Genomic DNA, 20,787 nt, shown 5'->3' on the forward strand with positions numbered 1-20,787 from the left:
GCACCAAGCACCAAGCACCAAGCACCAAATTTTGGGTAACAAATTCCAGGCACCAAATTCCAAGTAGAGACAATAGCTGGCGCGGATTTGCAATCTGTTATCAGTCTGCCCTTGAAGGTTTTTTTAAAAAAAATATCCTTCAAAAATGACTTTTTCGAGGGGCTATTTTGGACTTCTTCTTAGGAGCAGAATTAGTGCTAAATAAAAAATCCCAGCTGAAAAGCCGGGATTTTTTATTGGTATTTTTGGATATTATCAAGCTTCAGAAAGGGCATTTTTGATGCGCTTCATTGCTTCTTCTATTTCGGCTTCACTGGCGGCATAGGAGAACCTAATGCAGTTAGGGCTTCCAAAAGCATCTCCGGTTACAGTAGCAACGAGGGCTCTTTCCAACAGGAACATCGAGAAGTCTGTGGCATCCTTTATTTCATATCCATTGATGGTCTTTCCGAAGAAATAGGAAACATCGGGAAATACATAAAATGCACCTTCGGGTTCTGTGATGGCAAAGCCTTCGATCTGAGACATGAGATCGATTATCAATGATCTGCGGCTTTTAAACCTGTCGATCATATACTGGATCTTGCTAACGGGAGCTTCCAGGGCAGTGATCACCGCACGCTGTGCTATACAGTTGGCTCCGCTGGTGATCTGGCCCTGCATTTTGTTACAGGCACGGGCGATTTCGGCAGGAGCTCCTATATATCCTATCCTCCAGCCGGTCATAGCGAAGGCTTTAGAGACTCCGTTCACAGTGACCACACGATCATACATATCTTCAAATTGAGCCATGGAAGCATGCTCCCCCACAAAATTGATGTGCTCATATATTTCATCACTTACTACAATGATATCCGGATGCTTTACCAGTACATCGGCCAGAGCCCGCAATTCTTCCTTGCTGTACACCATTCCGCTGGGATTGGATGGCGAGCTGTACCATAACATTCTGGTTTTTGGAGTGATGGCAGCTTCCAGCTGCTGCGGAGTCATCTTAAAATCTGATTCCACAGAGGTAGGTACTTCTACAGGAACTCCTTCTGCCAGCTTCACTATTTCGGCATAACTTACCCAGTAAGGGCAGGGGAGGATCACCTCGTCACCGGGATTCAGCATTACCATCGCAACATTAGCCAGCGACTGCTTTGCTCCGGTAGAAACTACAATCTGAGACCTGTCGTAGGTAAGGCCATTATCTCTTTTGAACTTGTTTATTATGGCATCCTTTAATTCCACATATCCATCAACAGGGGTATAGGAATTATAGTTGTCATTGATCGCCTGTATGGCTGCTTCCTTAATATAATCGGGAGTGTTGAAATCGGGCTCTCCCAAACTTAAGCCTATAATGTCTTTTCCTTCAGCCTTCAACTCGCGTGTTTTGGCAGCCATGGCCAGAGTTTGCGAGGTGGACATGTTGTTAATACGGTCAGATAGTTTGTACATGTGAATTAGGTTGATTTTTTATGCTGAAACTGATGGCTTCATTCCCATTTCCTGCAAGTGACGGAAATGCGCGGCAATGGCAGCCCTGGTGGTTTTGTATTCGTTGTAAGGCAACTGACATTCTTTTGCTGTTTCCTTTACAATTTTAGATAATTTACTGTAATGAATATGACTGATGTTCGGAAAAATGTGGTGTTCAACCTGATGGTTTAATCCGCCGGTAAACCAGTTTACGATCTTGTTTTTTGTAGAGAAATTGACGGTGGTAAAAAGCTGATGAATGGCCCAGGTATTTTTCATGGAGCCGGTATTGTCGGGTAAGGGCATCTGAGTCTTTTCCACCACATGAGCCAGCTGAAATACCACGCTTAATATTAGTCCTGCAGTATAATGCATTATAAAAAAACCAATCAGGATCTTCCACCAGGAGATTGACAGGATAAGCATTGGAATCACAATCCAGATGGATACGTAAATCAATTTTGTGACAGCAATGATACTCCACTGCTTCACCGGATTCGGCATTTTTCCATAGGAAAGTTTCCGGGCCAGATATCTTTTGGTTTGTTTGAAATCTGTTGTAAGGGCCCAGTTAAAGGTGAGCAGGCCATACAGAAATATGGAATAATATTGTTGAAATCTATGAAAGCTGTGCCACTTCGCATGTTCGCTGAAGCGAATGATCCTTCCGGCATCGAGATCTTCATCATGACCGTGAATGTTAGTATAGGTATGGTGCAGCACATTATGCTGTACCTGCCAGTTATAAACATTTCCGGCAAGAACATAGATAGTACCTCCCATCAAATTATTAACCCATTTTTTGGAAGAGTAGGAGCCATGGTTTCCATCGTGCATGATATTCATGCCCACTCCGGCCATTCCAATCCCCATTACCACGGTTAGTAGCAACATCCACCACTGTGAAATGTCTAAAGTGAGAATAAGAAAATATGGAGTCAGGAAGAGAGAAAACATGACTATAGCCTTAAGGTGAAGTTTCCAGTTTCCTGTCTTTGAAAGGTTGTTTTCTTTAAAATAGCTATTAACCCTGCTATTAAGGGTGCGGAAGAATTTTGCTGAATCTGTCCGGGAAAAACGTACTGTAGATGTGTTCATTAAAAAGTTGTAAGTAAATGACAAAGGTATAAGATTAATATTCTCTGTGAGTATACCCTCTCACAAATAACTACTCTAAATTAATTACTTTTGCTGAAAAATAAGAAGTTTGGAGCTCATCGAAAAATATTTTCCCAATCTAACCGAAGATCAGAAGAGTAAATTTTCTAAACTGCAGGAACTGTACCACGATTGGAATTTAAAAATTAATGTGGTGTCAAGGAAGGATATTGATGAATTATACCTGCGTCATGTCCTGCATTCCCTGGGTATCGCCAAAGTGCAGCGTTTTCTGCCTGATGCTTCCATTCTCGATGTAGGTACCGGGGGAGGTTTTCCCGGTATTCCATTAGCTATTCTTCATCCCGAAACCAATTTTCACCTGGTGGACAGTATTGGGAAAAAGATAAAAGTGGTCAATGAAGTTACTGAAGGTCTGGGATTAAAAAATGTCCACACTACTAATGCCAGAGTGGAGGAGATCCCCGGCCACTATGATTTTATTGTAAGTCGTGCAGTAGCTGCCATGCCCACTTTTGTTCACTGGACCAAAGGAAAGATCGCAAAAGAAAGCAGACACGAACTCAAGAATGGAATTTTATACCTCAAAGGCGGAGATCTTTCAGAAGAACTGGCTGAATACCGCAATGCTGTGATCTATGATCTACCCAATTTTTTTGAGGAGGAATTCTTCGAAACCAAGAAGGTGGTGTACCTGCCTGTAAAATTCAGGAAGTAGTTCTTCAAAAAAAACCAAAGAGCCGGATCAAATCCGGCTCCTTAGTCTTTACTCTACTATGAATTTATACTGTTTTGTTGAATCCTTTAGATGTACAATTGTAAAATATACACCAGTACTTGGTACCTCAACAGGCAGCTTGATGAGATTCTGGTCGCTAATGCTGAGATAGGTGTAGATGTGCTGGCCCAGTGAATTATACAAAACGACCTTACTTACCGATTGCATATCAGGATTTTTAATTATAAGGTTTTTGGCATCATTGGAATACAAGATCTCCAGATCTGCAGGCGGAGTAGGTTGTGGTTGTTCAGGATTGTCGACCAAATCCCCGTCTTCCCCATCTCCTTCTCCGGGATTTATCTCTTCCTCTTCTCCCTCACCCGGTTCATGATCTTCGGTGCTGAATACCAGGGCGTATCGCTCATGCATTTTTCCTTCTACTGCAGTTCCTTGAAACTCAGTTTCCCTGAGGTCATGGTAGGTGCCGTTTTCAATATCTTTTATATATATAGTGAAGTCATCATCAATATTTTCCAGCTCATCGATGGCAATAGTAAAATCTCCACCTTCTACAGTTTTTATTCCCAAAGGTAATATTCTGTCAGCGTTGAAGTCGGGAACTCCCTGTATTACCAGAGCGACTTCATCCAGCATCCAGTACATATCTTCCTTATTGTTCTCAATCAGTGAAGCATCGTACCCAAGATCAAATCCCAAAGTCGCATTTTTATCGGCAGTAACAAGGAGTTGGCGGTGATAGCCTTCAGGAGATCTGAATTTTATCCAGATCCTTTGTCGGGTTTCCTCTTTTGTATCATTAGTAGAAGATTTCCAGCCTTTTCTCTCTTGTGAATGATATACTGATTTAGTTTTGTCTATTTCGGTCACAAAGAATCGCTGACTGTTCTTGAAAAGAATATCGCCCCCATGGATTGTAATGTTCGATTGAGTTGTAATGGATTCGTCCAGAACAGTGTTCACGAAGAAAGCCTGACCCACCGGAATAAATTGTTGAGGTCTTTCTCCCCCTTCTTCTAATGTCGCGTTAACTCTTTCATCGTTTGCAATTGCTTTAATTCCTCCGGAAAGATTGTAAACAGCATAACCACCCACATAATATTGCAGGTAATGTGTATAACCCGAGAAATGTGACCAGAAGTAGATAGAACCATTGAAAACATTAGTGCCGTCCCTTCTCTCCCCAAGATTGTCACGGATAAACTCATTGGCATCAATGGCCGAAGGATACGGATTACCTACCAGATAATTTTTTCCTGTGCTAATGTTCAGCGGAATAGTACCGTTATTAGGCATGCCGGTAAAAATATAATTCTGCAGGTCAAGAATATTTTTAGAGCCTGAAGAACCTTTCATGGAAAAACCTTCTCCGGATTTTAATAGACTTGATTTAGCGTCAATTCTCTCCCATTGACTGTACTCATTGGCATCCCCAAAGAATTTGTGGAGCCAGTAACCGCTTATTTTTATAGGAGTGGCGAGAGGCCCGTCGGCATGGCGAAAATTAATATCAAAATTGATATCTCGTGGAGTAACAGGATCAGTTCCGTCTTGCATTACAGAAAAGATCTTATAACCTGTATTCTGAGAATTTCCGCTGATGCTAACAGGTGAAGTCCAGTAGTTATAATTATAACTACTGGCCGTACCCTGCTGATCCCTTTGAACATTTCCGTTGCCTACCAGGATACTACCTTCTGTCTGGATCAACTGAGACTCTCCGTTAAGATCAATAAAGCCTCCCAGATCAAGATAGGTGGTGATGGTAAGACCATTCCCCGATCCCGGCTGAATTCCGGTAGTAGTCCTCACCGGATTTGAACCCAACATGTCCAGTTTTCCTCCGTTAAGCAGGAATCCGAGCAGGGTAATATTTTGATTTCCGGAGTTGTGATCATGGGTTAAATAAGCTATGTTCCAGTCAATACTAGTTCCGTTGATCCCTGTATCATTAGGCCAGGTCCAGAAATTCTCACCTTCACTTCCAATGCTGATATCCCAGGCGCCTCTTGTTTTCCAGGCTCCGTTAGCTTCTGAAATGTAAGGCAGGGGAGCTGTGTTTTTTTGAAGTGTTTCAATATTTCTAAGATGGCCATCCACTCCGTTATTAGCCCTGTCTACTGCTATTCCGTTTGCCACCTGGGCATCTTCGGCTATCAGCCTGTAATAGCTCACAAGAGATGCCCATTGCAATTCCCCTGGGACATCAAGAGGGAGAATTTCACCTCTTACCGCAGTACCATTTGCATCAATACGCTGATTCATCATAAAGCGTATCTGATCCACATTAAGAGCCGAATTCCACACCCGCAGCTCTTCAATCCATCCTTCAAAATAATTTTGAGGGACTTCCGGTTCATTAGCGTTGTACATAGCACCGATCAGGAACGGAGATGAATTGGAAACCGGCTTTGATCCGGTTGAGTTTCCTACTTTGATCCCGTCAACGTATAACTCCACTGCAGTGCCGTTGAAAATAACTGCAAGATGATACCAGCGATCTGTGCCCACTTTATGAGAAGTTGATACAGAATTCCCGTTCCACCTGAAAGTGGGAGCACCATTATTAATGATCAGGTCATATCCTGCCGAGGTAAGATTTGCTGTATTCCGTTTGGAAATAACTGTTCGAATTCCGGTAACAGATTCCGGTTTTACCCAAACTTCCAGACTGAAATCTGAGGAAGGAAAATTGTTTCGGTCACCTATAAAGACATAGTCATCCACTCCGTCAAAATCTAACGTGCTGCAATCCCCTTTAAAGTTGATGACCATATCGCTGGAAGTACCGCAGGAGCCGTCGGCATGTGCAATTGTCCATCTTAAAGTATAGGTTCCGGCGGGTGCATTAAAGGCTGAAGCCGGATTATTAGGCTCGGCCAATTCCCAGTTGGTATTTGGAGCATCAACTACAGTCCAGGTTCCAACCCCCGTTTCCGGGGTATTAGCTTCGAGGTAAGTGTTGAAAAACCCACAACCAAAACTTTGATCGGGTCCTGTTTCAGCGACGGTAAGCTGTTCAGGTTCTGTAATGATAACGGCTTCTATTGTTTGACAGCCGTTCGCATCAATAACTGTTACTGTATATTCTCCTGCGGGAAGATCGACTGCGGTAGCAGTGGTTTGTTCCTTAGGATCATTCCATAGGTATTGATATGGTTCTCCTGTAGTAAAAGGTGTACCAATATTGTCCTCGTCTATTTTGACTGTAGCACTTCCTGTTTCTCCAAAGCAGAGTGGATTGATGGGTTCTACTGTTGCAGAAACGGAAGTTTCAGGTTCTGTAATGGTTGCTGTAACTGTAGTTTGTTCACCTGCTGAATCCTGCACGTATATGGTATATGTTCCCGCGATGAGGCCTACAAATTGGTTGCTGGTTTGTGAAGTAGCAGATGAGGATAACCTGTAGGAGTAAGGAGCAAATCCTCCCGAAGCTTTTACAGTTATAGTGCCTGTGTTGTCACCTTTACATAAGATGTGGGTTGGAGTTGCTTCTGCTCTTAATTCGGTGGGGACGTGCAAAGGTTCATTTGTAGACCAACAGAATTTGTTGTTATTTGCACCACATTCTTTTTTCGAAACGTTGGTCCATGTGATATAAAAAGTATCAATGTTCAAATTATCCCCACAACTAAAATTAATAGGATTTTTTGTTAGTTTAATGAATTCCCCGACACGGTTATCTTGATTTACGGTTAGGTTTTCATCAATATCTTCTTTTTCCCTGCATCCATCGGCATAATAAACATTAGATTCATCTTTAATCGAATTTGAAATAATAAAGGTTAACTCGATATAGGGATTATAAATATTGGCACTCTTGTCAACACCAAGAAAAATGAATTTCTCAACTTCGGGATCACAGTAGTCCTCACTGGTTTTATCTATGCGGGTACCGTCTGCATATCCCATGTAGATATTATTGGGGTCAAAATCAATATTGCTGGATTTTCCGCAGGGGTTATAACATTTTCCAATATACTGCTCCTGTGTGGTGGTATAAGTCTCTCCGGTACTGTCAGTAACTGTGAGCGTAATCACTTTATTTCCTATAGTGGAATAATCCACCCAGAATTCTCCAATACCAGTGCGTTGGCGTCCTACTGCACCTTCACCAAAGTCCCAGGAATATGTGTATGGCCCCACACCTCCATAGGCTGTTTCGTCTTCAACTATATAATGAAATGTTCTAATAGCTTCTACGTCTCCTTCAATCTCACAGGTACTTCTTGTTAGGATGAACGCTTGAATGGCATCAATAATTTCGACCTCTACGACCAGGATACAACCTTTCGAGTCGATAACCGTCACCTCATAAAAACCTGCTGCTAAATTTTTAGCCGTTTTTGTAGTCTGAAGCACAATGCCTTCTCCTTTTCTTCGCCATTCATAAGTATATCCAGGAGTTCCTCCGGAAGCATTTACGGTAGCCGATCCTGTCGCTGTGCCATAAGTAGTGGTCCTTGTTGTTGTGACTTCTGCAGTTACCGCAGCATTAGGTTGTGTCAGAACATAAGCAGAATTGAGAACAGTAGCACAGGTGGGGTATGCCGCATCCCTTACCGAAACAGAATATGTCCCGGCGGTAAGTCCGCTAAACGTAGAAGCAGATTGCCAGCTCGTTCCATCGATACTGTATTCAAAAGTGCCGTGTCCTCCCGAAGCAGAAGAAACAGTTATGGTACCATCGCTACCTTCAAAGCAGCTCACATTAGTTTTGGTAAGATTACCGGTCAAAGCCTCGGGCTGCGTTACCGTTACCGGAACCTGTAAGGCACAATTGTTAGCATCTTTAACAAAGATGGTATGATTACCTGCACTTACACCTTCAAAGAGGCTTGTGGAGTAGAAGTTGACGTTGTCTGTTGAATATTCAAAGGGAGCAGTACCTCCCGTCACGTTCCCGGCAGTTATAGTGCCGTCACTTCCACCGTGACAGGTTACTGCCGTAGTTGAAGGAGTAGCCATGGAAAGTCCTGCAGGTTCTGTGATGACGAAGCTCTCTTCCAACAGACAAGAGTTCTGATCTTTTACAGTGAAGGTATAGGAGCCCGGTGCCAGATTAGTGAATTCCTTTGATGACTGCAAAGCCCGACCGGTGACCTGATACTGGTAACCGCCAACTCCGCCCGTCACATCTCCTCCAATAACAGATCCGTCTGCTGCCCCGTTACAGGTAACATTATTAATCTGCAGGGAGGTCATCGTTATTTGTGTTGGTTGGGTAAGGGTAATATCCAAAGGAGCTGCTTCACAGCCATTGCTGTCCTTGACAGTAACCGTATATGTTCCTGCAATGAGACCGGTTTTAGTTGCACCGGTACCCTGGCTGTTCCAGGTATAGGTATAAGGTCCTACTCCTCCGGTTGCACTAATGCTGATTTCTCCTGTCGCGGCTCCATGACATAAAATGTCCACTTTAGTGGAAGTTACCTGCACAGGTGAAATTGTAACTGTCTGTTGAGCAGTTGAACTATTACCCGCAGCATCTGTAAAGGTCCAGGTTATCATGCCCGAGCTGCTGAAGGTAGTGGATCTGTTTGCCGTTGCTGTAATGGTACCCGAGCAGTTATCACTTGCTGTTGGAACTGCTACAGTGTAGGTACAGCCCCAGGTAATATCTGATAGTTGAGGTGCTACAGGAGCTTCTTTATCCTCTATAATAATATTTTGAGTGACTGAGACAGCTTGGTTGCCATTCTCATCTGTAACATTCCACGAGATTGTCGTGGTACCTACAGGATAAGGATCAGTAAGAGGTTTATTGTCATCCCTCGTACCTGTTGGCGCACCTACTCCGCAATTGTCCGTAACTCCGGGTGCAGTAATATTTACCTGTGCAGTGCAGGTGCCGCTGTCGCTGCTTTGGGTGATATCGGCAGGGGTAGAGATAACAGGCTTCTGAGTGTCTGTGATAGTCACTGTTTGAGTTGCAGTTGCTGAATTATTAGAATCGTCTGTCACCGTCCATGTCACTGTGGTTGTTCCCAGAGGAAAACTGGAAGGCGCATCATTTGTTGCCTCTTTGACACCACAGTTATCTGCAGTCGTGGGAGTTCCTAGTGCAACTCCCGAAGCGATACAGCTGTTGGTATCCGTTGAAATTGTAACATTTGCCGGAGCAGTAATAGTTGGATTCTGGTCATCTGTAACGGTCACTGTTTGAGTTGCAGTTGCTGTATTATTAGAATCATCTGTCACCGTCCATGTCACTGTAGTTGTTCCTAATGGAAAAGTGGAAGGGGCATCATTTATCACACTTTTGACGCCGCAGTTGTCGTCAGTATTAGCTGTGCCCAGAGCCACACCCGAAGCGTTACAGCTGTTGGCGTCTGTGGAAAATGAAACATTTGCCGGAGCGGTAATAGTTGGATCCTGGTCATCTGTAACGGTCACTGTTTGAGTTGCAGTTGCTGTGTTATCAGAATCGTCTGTCACCGTCCATGTCACTGTGGTTGTCCCCAGAGGAAAACTGGAAGGCGCATCATTTGTCACACTTTTGACACCGCAGTTATCATCAGTAGCAGGTGTACCCAAATCCACACCCGAAGCGACACAGCTGTTGGTATCCGTTGAAACTGAAACATTTGCCGGAGCAGTAATGGTTGGATCCTGGTCATCTGTAACGGTCACTGTTTGAGTTGCAGTTGCTGTGTTATCAGAATCGTCTGTCACCGTCCATGTCACCGTGGTTGTCCCCAGAGGAAAACTGGAAGGCGCATCATTTGTCACACTTTTGACACCGCAGTTATCATCAGTAGCAGGTGTACCCAGAGCCACACCGGAAGCTGTACAGCTGTTGGCGTCTGTGGAAACTGAAACATTTGCCGGAGCAGTAATGGTTGGATCCTGGTCATCTGTAACGGTCACTGTTTGAGTTGCAGTTGCTGTATTTTCAAAATTATCAGTAACTGTCCAGGTCACCGTTGTTGTTCCCAGTGGAAAAGTTGAAGGCGCATCATTTGTCACACTTTTGACGCCGCAGTTATCGTCAGTAGCAGGTGTCCCCAAAGCCACACCCGAAGCGGTACAGCTGTTGGAATCCGTTGAAGCCGACACATTTGCCGGAGCAGTAATGGTTGGATTTACGGTGTCTTCGGTACAATTATCGAAAGCTACAGCAAAGATTCCCATAGGGGAATCGTACCAGTTGGTTTGGATTTCGACTTCATGTTTAGGGTAAACATAAGTTTCAGATGCCGGATAATCCCAATAGGAAGTCAGTGCTGTAGTGAGCAATATGAATAATCCGGGAAGTGTCAGAGAAGTGTAAATTTTTCCCATAGGCCTAATAATTAGAAACTTAGTAGCCTTCAAAAGTAGGAAAAATTATTACATTATATTAGTTTTAAGAAAAATTTAAACGTTTAAGTGTCAATTAATTCGGATAAAAGGCATTAAATCGGCTGTTCCGGGAGGAGGTACTCAACAAAAAAGCCCCTCGAGGAGGGGCTTTAATTCTAATTTTTTGGAATATTATTCCAGGATCACCTTTTTGGTAAAGACACCTTTTTCAGAATGAACCTTAACAATATACACTCCTGCACTAAAGCGACTAACAGGTAACTCAACTTCTCTTTCGAGTGGTACATCATAATAAACATGTACCTGCTGACCCAGCATGTTGTTCAGGTAAACTCTGCTTACGTCAATAAGCTCCGGATTCCTCAACATGATATTTCTGGTGCCGTTGACGTACAGGATCTCAAAAGGACCTTCTTCAATAACTACAGGATCTTCAGGTTCTACGGTTGGAGTCTTATCCTGGAAGACAAGTTTAAATCTGTCGGTAAACACCCCGGCTTCAGACTCTGCTTCATACGGTCCTACTCTTAAATCATGTACTACCTGTAGTAGGCTATCTGCCAGGAAAATATTCATTTCATCAGGAATATTTTTGAGGTCATCAATAGAGATTTTAAAGGTCCCTTTCTCTTTAACTTTTATGCCAAGATCTAAAACCCTTTCAAGATCAAAGTCCGGCACCCCCTGTATCACGAACTGGTAGTTACTGAAATACCAGTACATATCCTCTACATTATCCTCTATAAGAGGGGCGTCATAACCAAGATCAAAATTATCCGTAGTTCTTGGATCAGCGGTGACCAGAATCTGCCGGTGATAGCCTTTTGGAGATCTGAATTTTAGCCAGATGCGCTTCTGTTCAACATCCTCTGCAGAACTGCTATTTTTTGCTGCAGGCGCAACATCTTTTCTTTCCTGCGAGTGGAATACTGATTCACCCGACTCCGGATCGCTATTCTCTCTTCGATAGATTCTTTGGCTATTTTTGAAGGTGACTGCGCCCCCATTAATAGTCACCCCAGTAATTGCAGGGTCCAGACCGGTATTGATAAAAAAGCCCTGACCTACAGGAATATATTTTCCGGGTCTTTTTGAACCTTCATCCAGGTTGGCATTAATTCGTTCATCTATTGAGACAGCTTCAATTCCTCCTAATTTGGTGTAATATGCATAACCACCTATATACTCCTGAAGGTAATGTGTCATTCCTGAAAAGTGATCCCAGAAATATAAGGTGCCATTAAAGATGTTTTTGCCTCCTGCTATGTTATCATCAATAAACTGATCAGCATTAATAGCTGAAGGGTATGGATTTCCTATTAGATAATTCTCTCCCGGATCTGCTGCCGACATGTTTGCCATTGTTATGGTGCCATTGTTTGGAAGACCCTTGAATGTATAATTTTGAGTTTTACCAGTTGTAATATCCACAGCCTCCGTTCCTTTCATACTATAGCCTTCGCCTACATTTAATTCCCCATCTGCACCGATCCACTCCCAGGAGAAATAATTATTTGCTGTGCCATGAAATTTGTGAAGCCAATAGGTGCTTATCTTTCGAGGATTTGATTCACCTCCATCTGCGTATGCATACGGTGCACCAAAATCTAACCCTTTTGGAGTAGAAGAGTCCGAACCATCTAACATAACAGATTTTACAGTGTAGGGTGCATTATCCGATCCCGGACTTACCGGAGAGGACCAGTAGTTGTAATTAAAACTACTTGCCGTTCCCTGTTGATCCCGTTCAAGAGCACCTGCGCTGGAACCCACTATACTACCCATAGGTTGTAGTAGCTGGGATTCTCCTGTTAGATCAAGTAATCCATCTATTTTTAGGTAATGAGTGACTTCAAGTCGTTGGCCGCTATTGGTTTCGTCGTGCGCACCAGAGGGGCTTAAAATATCTAATTCATTTGATTCCACAATAAGGCCGAGTACAATTATGTCTTTCGCCCCCGATTCCACATAATTGGATGTCTTAACGATATTCCAGGTAATTGGAGTACCATTGATTCCATTGGCGTGGGGAATATCCCAAACATCCCAATTGGTCCATGGTCCTGCTTCTCCTTCATCTGTCCATAAATAATTGTCTCTGGCAGTGGTGTAAGGCAGAGGAGCAGTATTTTCCTGGAAGGTCTCCATATTTCTCAATTTTCCATTTACGGCAGAGGTAGCGAGATCCGTGGTATATCCACCGTTCAAAATGTTGTCAGCAAGTAATTGATAATATCCTGCCAGGCTGCCGTAAGCCAATCCCGGTGCGGGCAGTGGTATTTCTACTCCAATATTTCCTGCATTCTGCAGGCGTTGATTCATTAGGAACTGTATTTGCTCCTGGGCGATATTACCATTCCAGATCCTTACTTCCTCGATCCAGCCTGAGAAATGATTTTCAGCATTAGGAGAGTTCCATCTGGCACCTATAAAGGCTCTAGCAGTACCTGTTGTTGAAATTGTAGTACCGGTAGCAATACCATCCACATATAATTTACCATCGGAATCAACAGCAATGTGATACCACCGTGTATCTGGAGTTATTGCATTCGGAAGATCTTCCATGTTAATTTCTAGCTGCGGAGTACTTATAATTGTTCCTGTTGATGCTTCTGGTCTTATCCAGGCTTCAATACTATAATCTCCAGTGTAATCTTCTCCCAGATCCACATAGTCGTCTACTCCGTCAAAGTCGAGAGCGGTACAATCCAAAATGGAAAAAGAGACATTATTGTATGTAGGAGGACAGGTTTCGTTGGCTAACGATTTTCCATCTGCACCAACAGCAGAAGTTGAAAGCACCCAGCGTAAGGTGAAATCTCCGGAAACTCCCGGGGTGAAAATTGCGGCTGGATCTTTAAGAGGATCTAACTCATTATTGTCGTTGCTGAAATGTGTAGTACTAAAACTATAACCAGATGGGCCTGAAACAACTTCCCACTCTCCTTCATAGCCATCCAGTGTTTTTGTTCCTGCCACGTCTACCTCCTGACTATTCAATACTTCAGCAGTTAATGGGACACTGCTTGCACCGCAAGAACCTGCAACAGCGGTAGCCGTAGAAGTATATTGATCAAATACGAATACGCTGATGGTTTTCCAATTCACTAATGTATCACATTGCTGTCCGGTACTGTCAAAGGTGAGTTTAGTTCTTATTTCGAAATCATTCCAACCGATCAATTTTGGAGTCCATTGTTCGGAGGTGTTTTTTCCGATCACTACGGGATTTTCAGGATCTGTATAATCAGTCCATGTGAGGTCGACATTGGTAGGTTCAACAGGAAGGCTAATCGCGTCTACAGCCCACACATCACCATCTCTGGTTCCTTCATATCTGAATCTTATTCTTAAATTATCTAAACCTGCAAATTCCGTTAAATCAAGCTCCATTTTATTCTCTGCATTTGCATCGTCATCTCCAAAACTGTCATAGTTTCCACTGGATCCATCATCGGGATCTGTAGCTATTAATTCAAACAAAGGTACAGGATTGTAAGTTGCGCCACCGTCGGTAGATATGTCTACATAAATTGCTGAACCCGGGGTAAGATTGTAGGCCTGATCAAAAGTGAGCACAGGATTATCTACTGCGAAGAGATTAAACACAGAAGTTTCTAAAGTTGACTGATTTGGTCCTGAAACTACCGCAAAACCTTTGTTTCCTTCATCCCCTGCACTGGAATCCCAGTTGCTGTAAGTGTATGTGCTGTAAGGAGAGGTTAGGTTTGCAGTTGTCAGAGGTAAAGGATTGGTCCTTAGCCATATTGCAGCAACTCCGTTGTCGGCACTTGAATCAAAATTAGAGTAATTACCTTCATTATCGGTTATTCTCCAACCTTTGTTCGTAATTGAGGAATAATCAAAAGCCCCTGCTTCCATTCCGGGGCCGGTGCCATAACCTGTGCTACCACTAAGCGTGACTTCTTCTCCAAGACAGACTACACCCGGAGTGACCTGGACAGGGTTGGGAGCAATGTCTGAAGAGAGAATACTGAGAGTAGCATTTTGAGAAATTGCATTTGGAGTACAGGCTCCGCTTCCTATTTCTACTTCAAAAATGGTGGATTGATTGATACTAAGGCTTCTTATTAGTTCCGGACTAAGTGTAGTGCCGGTGAAATAGTCGCTTCCCTCTTCAACATATGACCAATCTGTGGCAGCACCTTCTTTATATCTCCAACGTACAACATCACCGGTTTGACCTGACAAAGACAGTGAAACATTAAAATCGGATCCAGGGTTTGAGCAGGTCTCCAGAATTCTGCCGATACCATCAAAGGCTAATTCGCCGCCAATAGGTAAAGGATCAATAGTTACTTCCGCTGCAGAGGAATAGGCTTCATCACAGACTCCATTTTTAACCACAGCTCTGAACTGGGTTTGAGCTGCAAGATTCTGAAAAGTGTACTCTGCCGAAGTTTCTGAAATTGCTGTCCAGGTAGTTCCATCTGTGGAGCTTTCCCACCGTACAATTTCTCCTAAATAATTACTGACGGTAAGGGTTCCGCTATTTTCTCCGGTACATACCGAAGAAGGACCTGTTAACTCTCCACCATCCGAGGGGGTTTCAACATCAATAATAATTTCATTGGTATTAACACAGCCAAAAGTATCTGTGCCGGTCACTTTATATGTATAGGAACCTGCAGCCTCTGGAGTTATAGTAATGTCTGCAGTAGTTCCAATCTCGTTCCCATCCAGGCTCCACACGTAGGTTTCGGCACCTGTAGCGTATAGAGTTGTAGAGCTTCCTTCACAAATATCCTGACTGTCCGCTGTGACGACTAATTCCGGGAGTGGTTTTACAGTCACCACAATCTCCACAAGCTCACTTTCACAATCTCCTATAGACTGGCTTACCCAATATTTAGTATTTCCTGTACTGGTTGTTAAAGGTGTTGGAGCTGCAGATAAGGCCACCGTAGAATCGTCTGGGCCATACCAGTTGATGACAGAATTGGCATCGGTTCCTGTTGCCGTAAGAGCTGCTACATCTTCTTCTTCAAAACAATAAATGACAGCTTCCTGTGTGGTTGGCACAGCAGGAGTCGGATTAACTGTTACCACAAGTTCAGTCGGATTACTCTCACACACGTCTGTAATTTGAGTAACAAAATAGGAGGTGTTTCCTGCATCAACTGTAGAAGGAGTCGGAACACCATTTATCGGCTCCATGGCCGCATTATACCATTTAAAAGTTGCGCCGGTAACCCCTGAAGCACTTAAAGGCTCTGCGGTTTCTCCCTGGCAGAGAACAACAGGTTCTGTAGTAGGCGGCTCAGGAAGAGGAGTAACATTTAATGTAAAAGTTTTAGAAGTTGCGTCTGAACAGGTGAAGTAATCCGGACCACTAATTCTCACAGCATACACCCCATTGTCTGCCGGATTAGGGCCTGAAATGGTCATAGTGCCCGAATATTCTCCATTATCACCTGATGGTCCGGTTGTGGTGAAGGAATACCTGTCTGAAGTGGCATTCGAAATATCGGCACCGTCTTTTATCCAGGTAAAAGTGAGAGCTGCTCCGTTAGCATGCGCAATGTATTCAAAAGTTACACCTTCTCTTTCCTGATCACAGAAAGTAAGATCTTCGGTGGGTTTAATAATTACAATATTTTCGTCCACGTTCAAGGTAACAGGGTCGGAGTTGGCCGGAGTACATGGTGAGGATCCTGTAATCTCCACAAAATATTCCCCTGCATTGGTGGCAGTTGCGTTATTAAAGGAGAGTTTTGCTGTATTTATCCCAGTGGCATTAGTAATAGCAGCTCCATCTGTCCGCTTCCATTCATAGGCTAAATTGTCTCCGGAAGCGACGACCTCAAAAGAAGCCGGTTCGGTTGAACAAATACCGACGTTTACAGGCGGAGAGGTTATTACTACCTGTTCGAAGATTTCGACATCAGTAGTAACTTCTACAGGTCCGCAGCCGTTGGCTTCCGGAGTGGTGTATGTAATTGTATGAATTCCGGGAGTACTGTTGGCCGCTATTATATTTCCTTCACTATCTATGGCTAAGCCTGAGGTAGCGGTAAACGTTCCACCCTGATAAGCTCCTTGAACATTTGAAAAAGTAACGGGATATGCTACAGTATCTGAAGTACAGAGAGGGGTAGTGTAGCTAATATCTAATTGTGGTGCCTGGGTAATAGTAACACTGGTTGATATTTCTGATGTGCCGCAACCTTCACCTGCCGGAATTTCATAAATTACTGTATAGGTATTTGGACTGCTGTTGTTTGCATTTATTGCTCCTGTTGAAGTGTCCAAAGACAAACCATCGGGGGTTGATCGAAATACACCTCCCTGATAAGCGCCTACCGAGTTTGTAAAAGCCGGTACATGAGCAGTGGCATCTGATGTGCAGTAAGGACCGGAATAGCTTATTTCTGCTGATGGGGTTTCAGTAATGGTGATGCTGGTTGTAGCTGTCACTTCCCCACAACCGTCTGAAGCAGGAGTGGTATAGGTAATCTCATAAGTTCCCGGAGTACTGGAGGCCGGGGTAATGGCTCCACTGGAAGCATCAATGCTCACACCCGAAGGAGCTTTGAAATCTCCTCCCAAGAATGCTTCGGCCACAGCCAAAGTCACTTCCTTAACTGAGGTGTCTGAATGGCAGAAGGGTGTACCTTCATAATTAATGCTTGGAGTTGGTGCCTCTGTAATAGTTACTTCTGTAGTGGCTGGAACAGGGGAACATCCTCCTGCTTCGGGAGTTTGATAAGTCACTGTATAAGTGCCGGCTGTACTGCTGCTAGCTGTTATTGCACCCGTATCGGTATCAATCGTTAATCCTTCCGGTGCAGAAAATGTACCTCCTGTATAATTGTCTGTCCCTTCAAGAGTAACAGGTTTTGCATCGGAATCTGAAGTACAAAATGGGGTGCCGGAATATGAAATAGTTGCTGTTGGTTCTTTTGTTATAGTAACTTCTGTGGTGGCAATAACTTCTTCGCATCCTCCTGCAGCCAGGGTTTTATAGGTGACGGTATAAGTTCCCGGAGTACTGGTGGAAGGAATGATTGCACCGGTAGAAGCATCAATGGTAAGGCCTGTAGTGGAGGAGTAAACACCGTCATTATAGGCTCCGGTTCCGGTAAGTGTCGGATCTTGACCTGTAGTCAAAGAAGTACAAAATGGAGCTCCTGAATAAACAATCTCGGCCGTAGGTCTAGGAGTTATTGTAACTGTCGCCGATTCGCTAAGTGTGTTTGAACAGGCAGGTGTATCCAGATTTACCGAACTTACTAAAGTATATGTGGAATTAGCAGTTAAAGCTGCTGTAGTAACAGTAGCTGTACCTGAAGATCCTATGTCAACAGTTTGATTTGTCCCACTCGGTAATTTATAGGTGACCCGGCTGTTTGGAGTGCCAGTGAAAGTTAAAACAGAGGTATTGCCGCTACAAACCGGCGACGTCGCTGTAATGGTCACTGTTGGAAGAGGCTTGAAAAAGATAATCATTTCATCCTTTCCGGTACCGCAGGAAGTTGTATTCCCCTGAGTGATCTGCGGTATGGTCATGGTAATCTTTACCTGCCCAAGATCGTAATCCGCTTGTGTAGGAGTATAATTTACGGTAAAATTTCCCTTTTTGTTAGTAGGAATGTTTTGAAAAGTACCAGAACCTGAAGTTGTAAACTGGGGACTTAAATTAGCATTTCCGAAACTCATATTGCCGTTAAGAGTGAGCTGCGGGATGGGATTAATTTTTTTGCATATTGTCTGGTCCGGTCCTATGTCAGCAATGATATAGTTATCAAGGTAAATTTCCTGGGATGTGCTTGTTCCGCTTTCACCACAAATATTTTTTGCTTTCACTGTTACAGTCGTGGGGCTTTGATAGGATTGAGCAGCGGTGATATTTACTGTTATAGATGATGTATTTGCTCCTGAAGTTATTTCCCAACCGGTAGGAAGTGTCCAGATATAGCTGCTAGCACCATCGACAGGAGTAACGCTAAATGTCTGATTGCTCAAAGGAGGACAAATTGCGGTTGAAGGTAAGCTGGTGGTAATCTCTCCGGGAGTGACAGGTTTACCTGTTGTTGAGGTTACCGGGAAATTGGCAGAGGCGGCGCTGTCTCCACAGGTATTTTTGGCAATAACAAAAATATTTCCACTGGTTGAAGATGCACTAACGGTGATTGAATTAGTTCCAGATCCCGCAGTTATATTCCATCCCGTAGGAAGGTTCCATTCATATTCAGTGGCATTTGTAATGGCTGGAATAGAATATACTAATCCTGTAGCCGTAGAGCAAACTTCTGAGTCTCCGGTTATAGTACCAGTCATAATGGGAGCAGGCTTATCTACAGAAACAGAAAAACTTGCAGCCGTACTTGTGCCACAGTCATTTTTTGCTTTGACAGTTATATTGCCGCTACCAGAGTCTCCTGTGGTTACAGTTATTTCTTCCGTAGTACTACTGCCACTCCATCCACTGGGCAAAGTCCAGATATATTCTGTTGCTCCGTCTAAAGGTGTGACAGAATAGGTTTCAGAAGTTCCGGGGCAAACTATGTCTGAACCTGATATTGCTCCCGGAGTTGCAGGAGTGCCTGGTTTGACTGTCACAGCAAAGATTTGTTCAGTGCTGGTGCCGCAATCATTGATGGCTTTTACAGTGATGTTCCCATCTGTTGTGCCGGTAGTAACTGTAATAGAATTAGTGGTGCTTGTTCCCGTCCAGCTGTTGTCGGGAAATGTCCATTCGTAAGAAGTTGCGCCTGTAACTGCAGTTATAGAATATGTCTCTGAAACTCCCGGACATACAGCTGCTATTCCTGAGATTGTTCCCGGTTGTACCGGTGTTCCCGCTTTCACAGAAACAGCCAAAGTTTTAGCGGCGCTTGTACCGCAGTCGTTTTTCGCCTGAACAGAAATACTCCCTGAGCCGGAGGTGCCGGTAGTTACAGTTATTGAATTTGTATTGCTTGTTCCAGACCATCCGGATGGTAAAGTCCAGATATATTCAGTGGCATCATTGACAGCTGCTATGGAATACGTTTGCTCTACGCCAGGACAAACTGCTGTTTCCCCAGTGATATTCCCCGGAGTTGCTGGAGTTCCCGCTTTTAAGGTAATGGACAGATTTTGAGCTTCACTGGTGCCGCAATCGTTAATAGCTTTTACCGAAATCGTACCGCCGGAGGTCCCAGCAGTGGCATTTATTGAAGTAGAGGTGCTACTTCCGGTCCATCCAGATGGAAGAGTCCATTGATATGAGGATGCTCCTTCAACAGCTGAAATGGAATATGTCTGGGAAGTTCCCGGACAAATTTCAGTACCTATGGAAGTGGCAATAGTGCCGGGAACTGAAGGTGTTCCCGCCCTAACTGTAATGTTATTAGAAAAAGCTTCCGCAGTGTCTGATGTAGTACATTCAACGCTGCTGGTAAGAACTACCCGTATGCGATCTCCATCAATTAATGATGTAGTATTAAATTTATTTGAAGAACCAGTTTGAAGAGCTGAAGTTCCGTTATTCAGAAAAAAGGAGTATTGCGGACTTGTTCCTCCATTTGTATTGGAAGCGGTAAAAGTGACACTATCTCCCGGACAGATTGAGGTTTTATTAGCTGTTATAGAAACTGTCGGAGTTTTATTAGAATTCACAGTCATTGTATACTCACTGCTCGTTGTGCTACATGAGGTGTCATCAGACGAGGTGACAGTAAGTGTCACGTTGTCTCCATTCTCTAAATTTGAAGTAGAATAGGTATTGCTGTCTGTGCCAATGTTTGCTCCGTCTATTTTCCATTGATAAGAAAAGGTTCCAGTGCCTCCATTAATAGTGGCTGTAAAAGTTACAGGTGTTCCCTCACAAATAGTTTTCCCTGTATCAGCAGAAATGCTCACAGAAGTCGGACAGGCCTGCCCCCACCCCAAAGCAGAGGTCAGTATAAGAGCCCAAAAAGTAATTACTTTGAAGAGTAGTTTTTTAACCATAAGTAGCAGCGTTAAGAGTAGGGGGACTCGTTGGCTCCGACGGGAGCCGTTTAACAAGCTAATTTAAGGTTTATTAATGTTAATGCATTGATTTTTAGACAAGTGTAGCATATTTGCCGATAAACTACACATTTTAAGAAGATTTTGTGAGTAATTAAGAGCGGCTGAAGGAATATTTATCATAAAAAAAGGAGCTAAAT

The 20,787-nt window shown here is 43.6% G+C and carries 5 protein-coding genes; 1 reads left to right on the top strand and 4 read right to left on the bottom strand.

The window, feature by feature from the left end; genetic code table 11:
• Positions 1-255: 255 nt before the first annotated feature.
• Both G564_RS0114655 and G564_RS0114660 read right to left on the bottom strand, forming a co-directional pair.
• Positions 256-1,446 carry a pyridoxal phosphate-dependent aminotransferase gene (locus G564_RS0114655; RefSeq protein WP_029038316.1) on the bottom strand — a complete coding sequence of 397 codons (1,191 nt, stop codon included), beginning with the start codon at positions 1,444-1,446 and terminating at the stop codon, positions 256-258.
• Between the two features lie 18 nt (positions 1,447-1,464).
• Positions 1,465-2,565 carry a fatty acid desaturase family protein gene (locus G564_RS0114660; RefSeq protein ID WP_029038317.1) on the bottom strand — a complete coding sequence of 367 codons (1,101 nt, stop codon included), beginning with the start codon at positions 2,563-2,565 and terminating at the stop codon, positions 1,465-1,467.
• A 109-nt stretch (positions 2,566-2,674) separates the two neighbouring features.
• Between G564_RS0114660 and rsmG the strand changes: the two genes are divergently transcribed.
• Positions 2,675-3,304, top strand: coding sequence for a 16S rRNA (guanine(527)-N(7))-methyltransferase RsmG (gene rsmG, locus G564_RS0114665; protein ID WP_029038318.1), 630 nt, complete (start codon positions 2,675-2,677; stop codon positions 3,302-3,304).
• 48 nt (positions 3,305-3,352) lie between these two features.
• On the opposite strand, the gene G564_RS0114670 is transcribed toward rsmG, so the two are convergent.
• Positions 3,353-10,609, bottom strand: a complete 7,257-nt coding sequence (locus G564_RS0114670) for an HYR domain-containing protein (RefSeq protein ID WP_029038319.1) — start codon at positions 10,607-10,609, stop codon at positions 3,353-3,355.
• Between the two features lie 192 nt (positions 10,610-10,801).
• Complete coding sequence (locus tag G564_RS0114675) at positions 10,802-20,587, bottom strand: Ig-like domain-containing protein (RefSeq protein ID WP_029038320.1); 9,786 nt, start codon at positions 20,585-20,587, stop codon at positions 10,802-10,804.
• Positions 20,588-20,787: the final 200 nt, after the last annotated feature.

It is taken from the genome of Salinimicrobium xinjiangense DSM 19287 (assembly GCF_000423585.1).
Taxonomy (GTDB): domain Bacteria; phylum Bacteroidota; class Bacteroidia; order Flavobacteriales; family Flavobacteriaceae; genus Salinimicrobium; species Salinimicrobium xinjiangense.

Coding starts and splice junctions, on each gene's coding strand:
- G564_RS0114655 (WP_029038316.1), bottom strand. CDS start 1,446: ATGTACAAACTATCTGACCGTATTAACAACATGTCCACCTCGCAAACT.
- G564_RS0114660 (WP_029038317.1), bottom strand. CDS start 2,565: ATGAACACATCTACAGTACGTTTTTCCCGGACAGATTCAGCAAAATTC.
- G564_RS0114670 (WP_029038319.1), bottom strand. CDS start 10,609: ATGGGAAAAATTTACACTTCTCTGACACTTCCCGGATTATTCATATTG.
- G564_RS0114675 (WP_029038320.1), bottom strand. CDS start 20,587: ATGGTTAAAAAACTACTCTTCAAAGTAATTACTTTTTGGGCTCTTATA.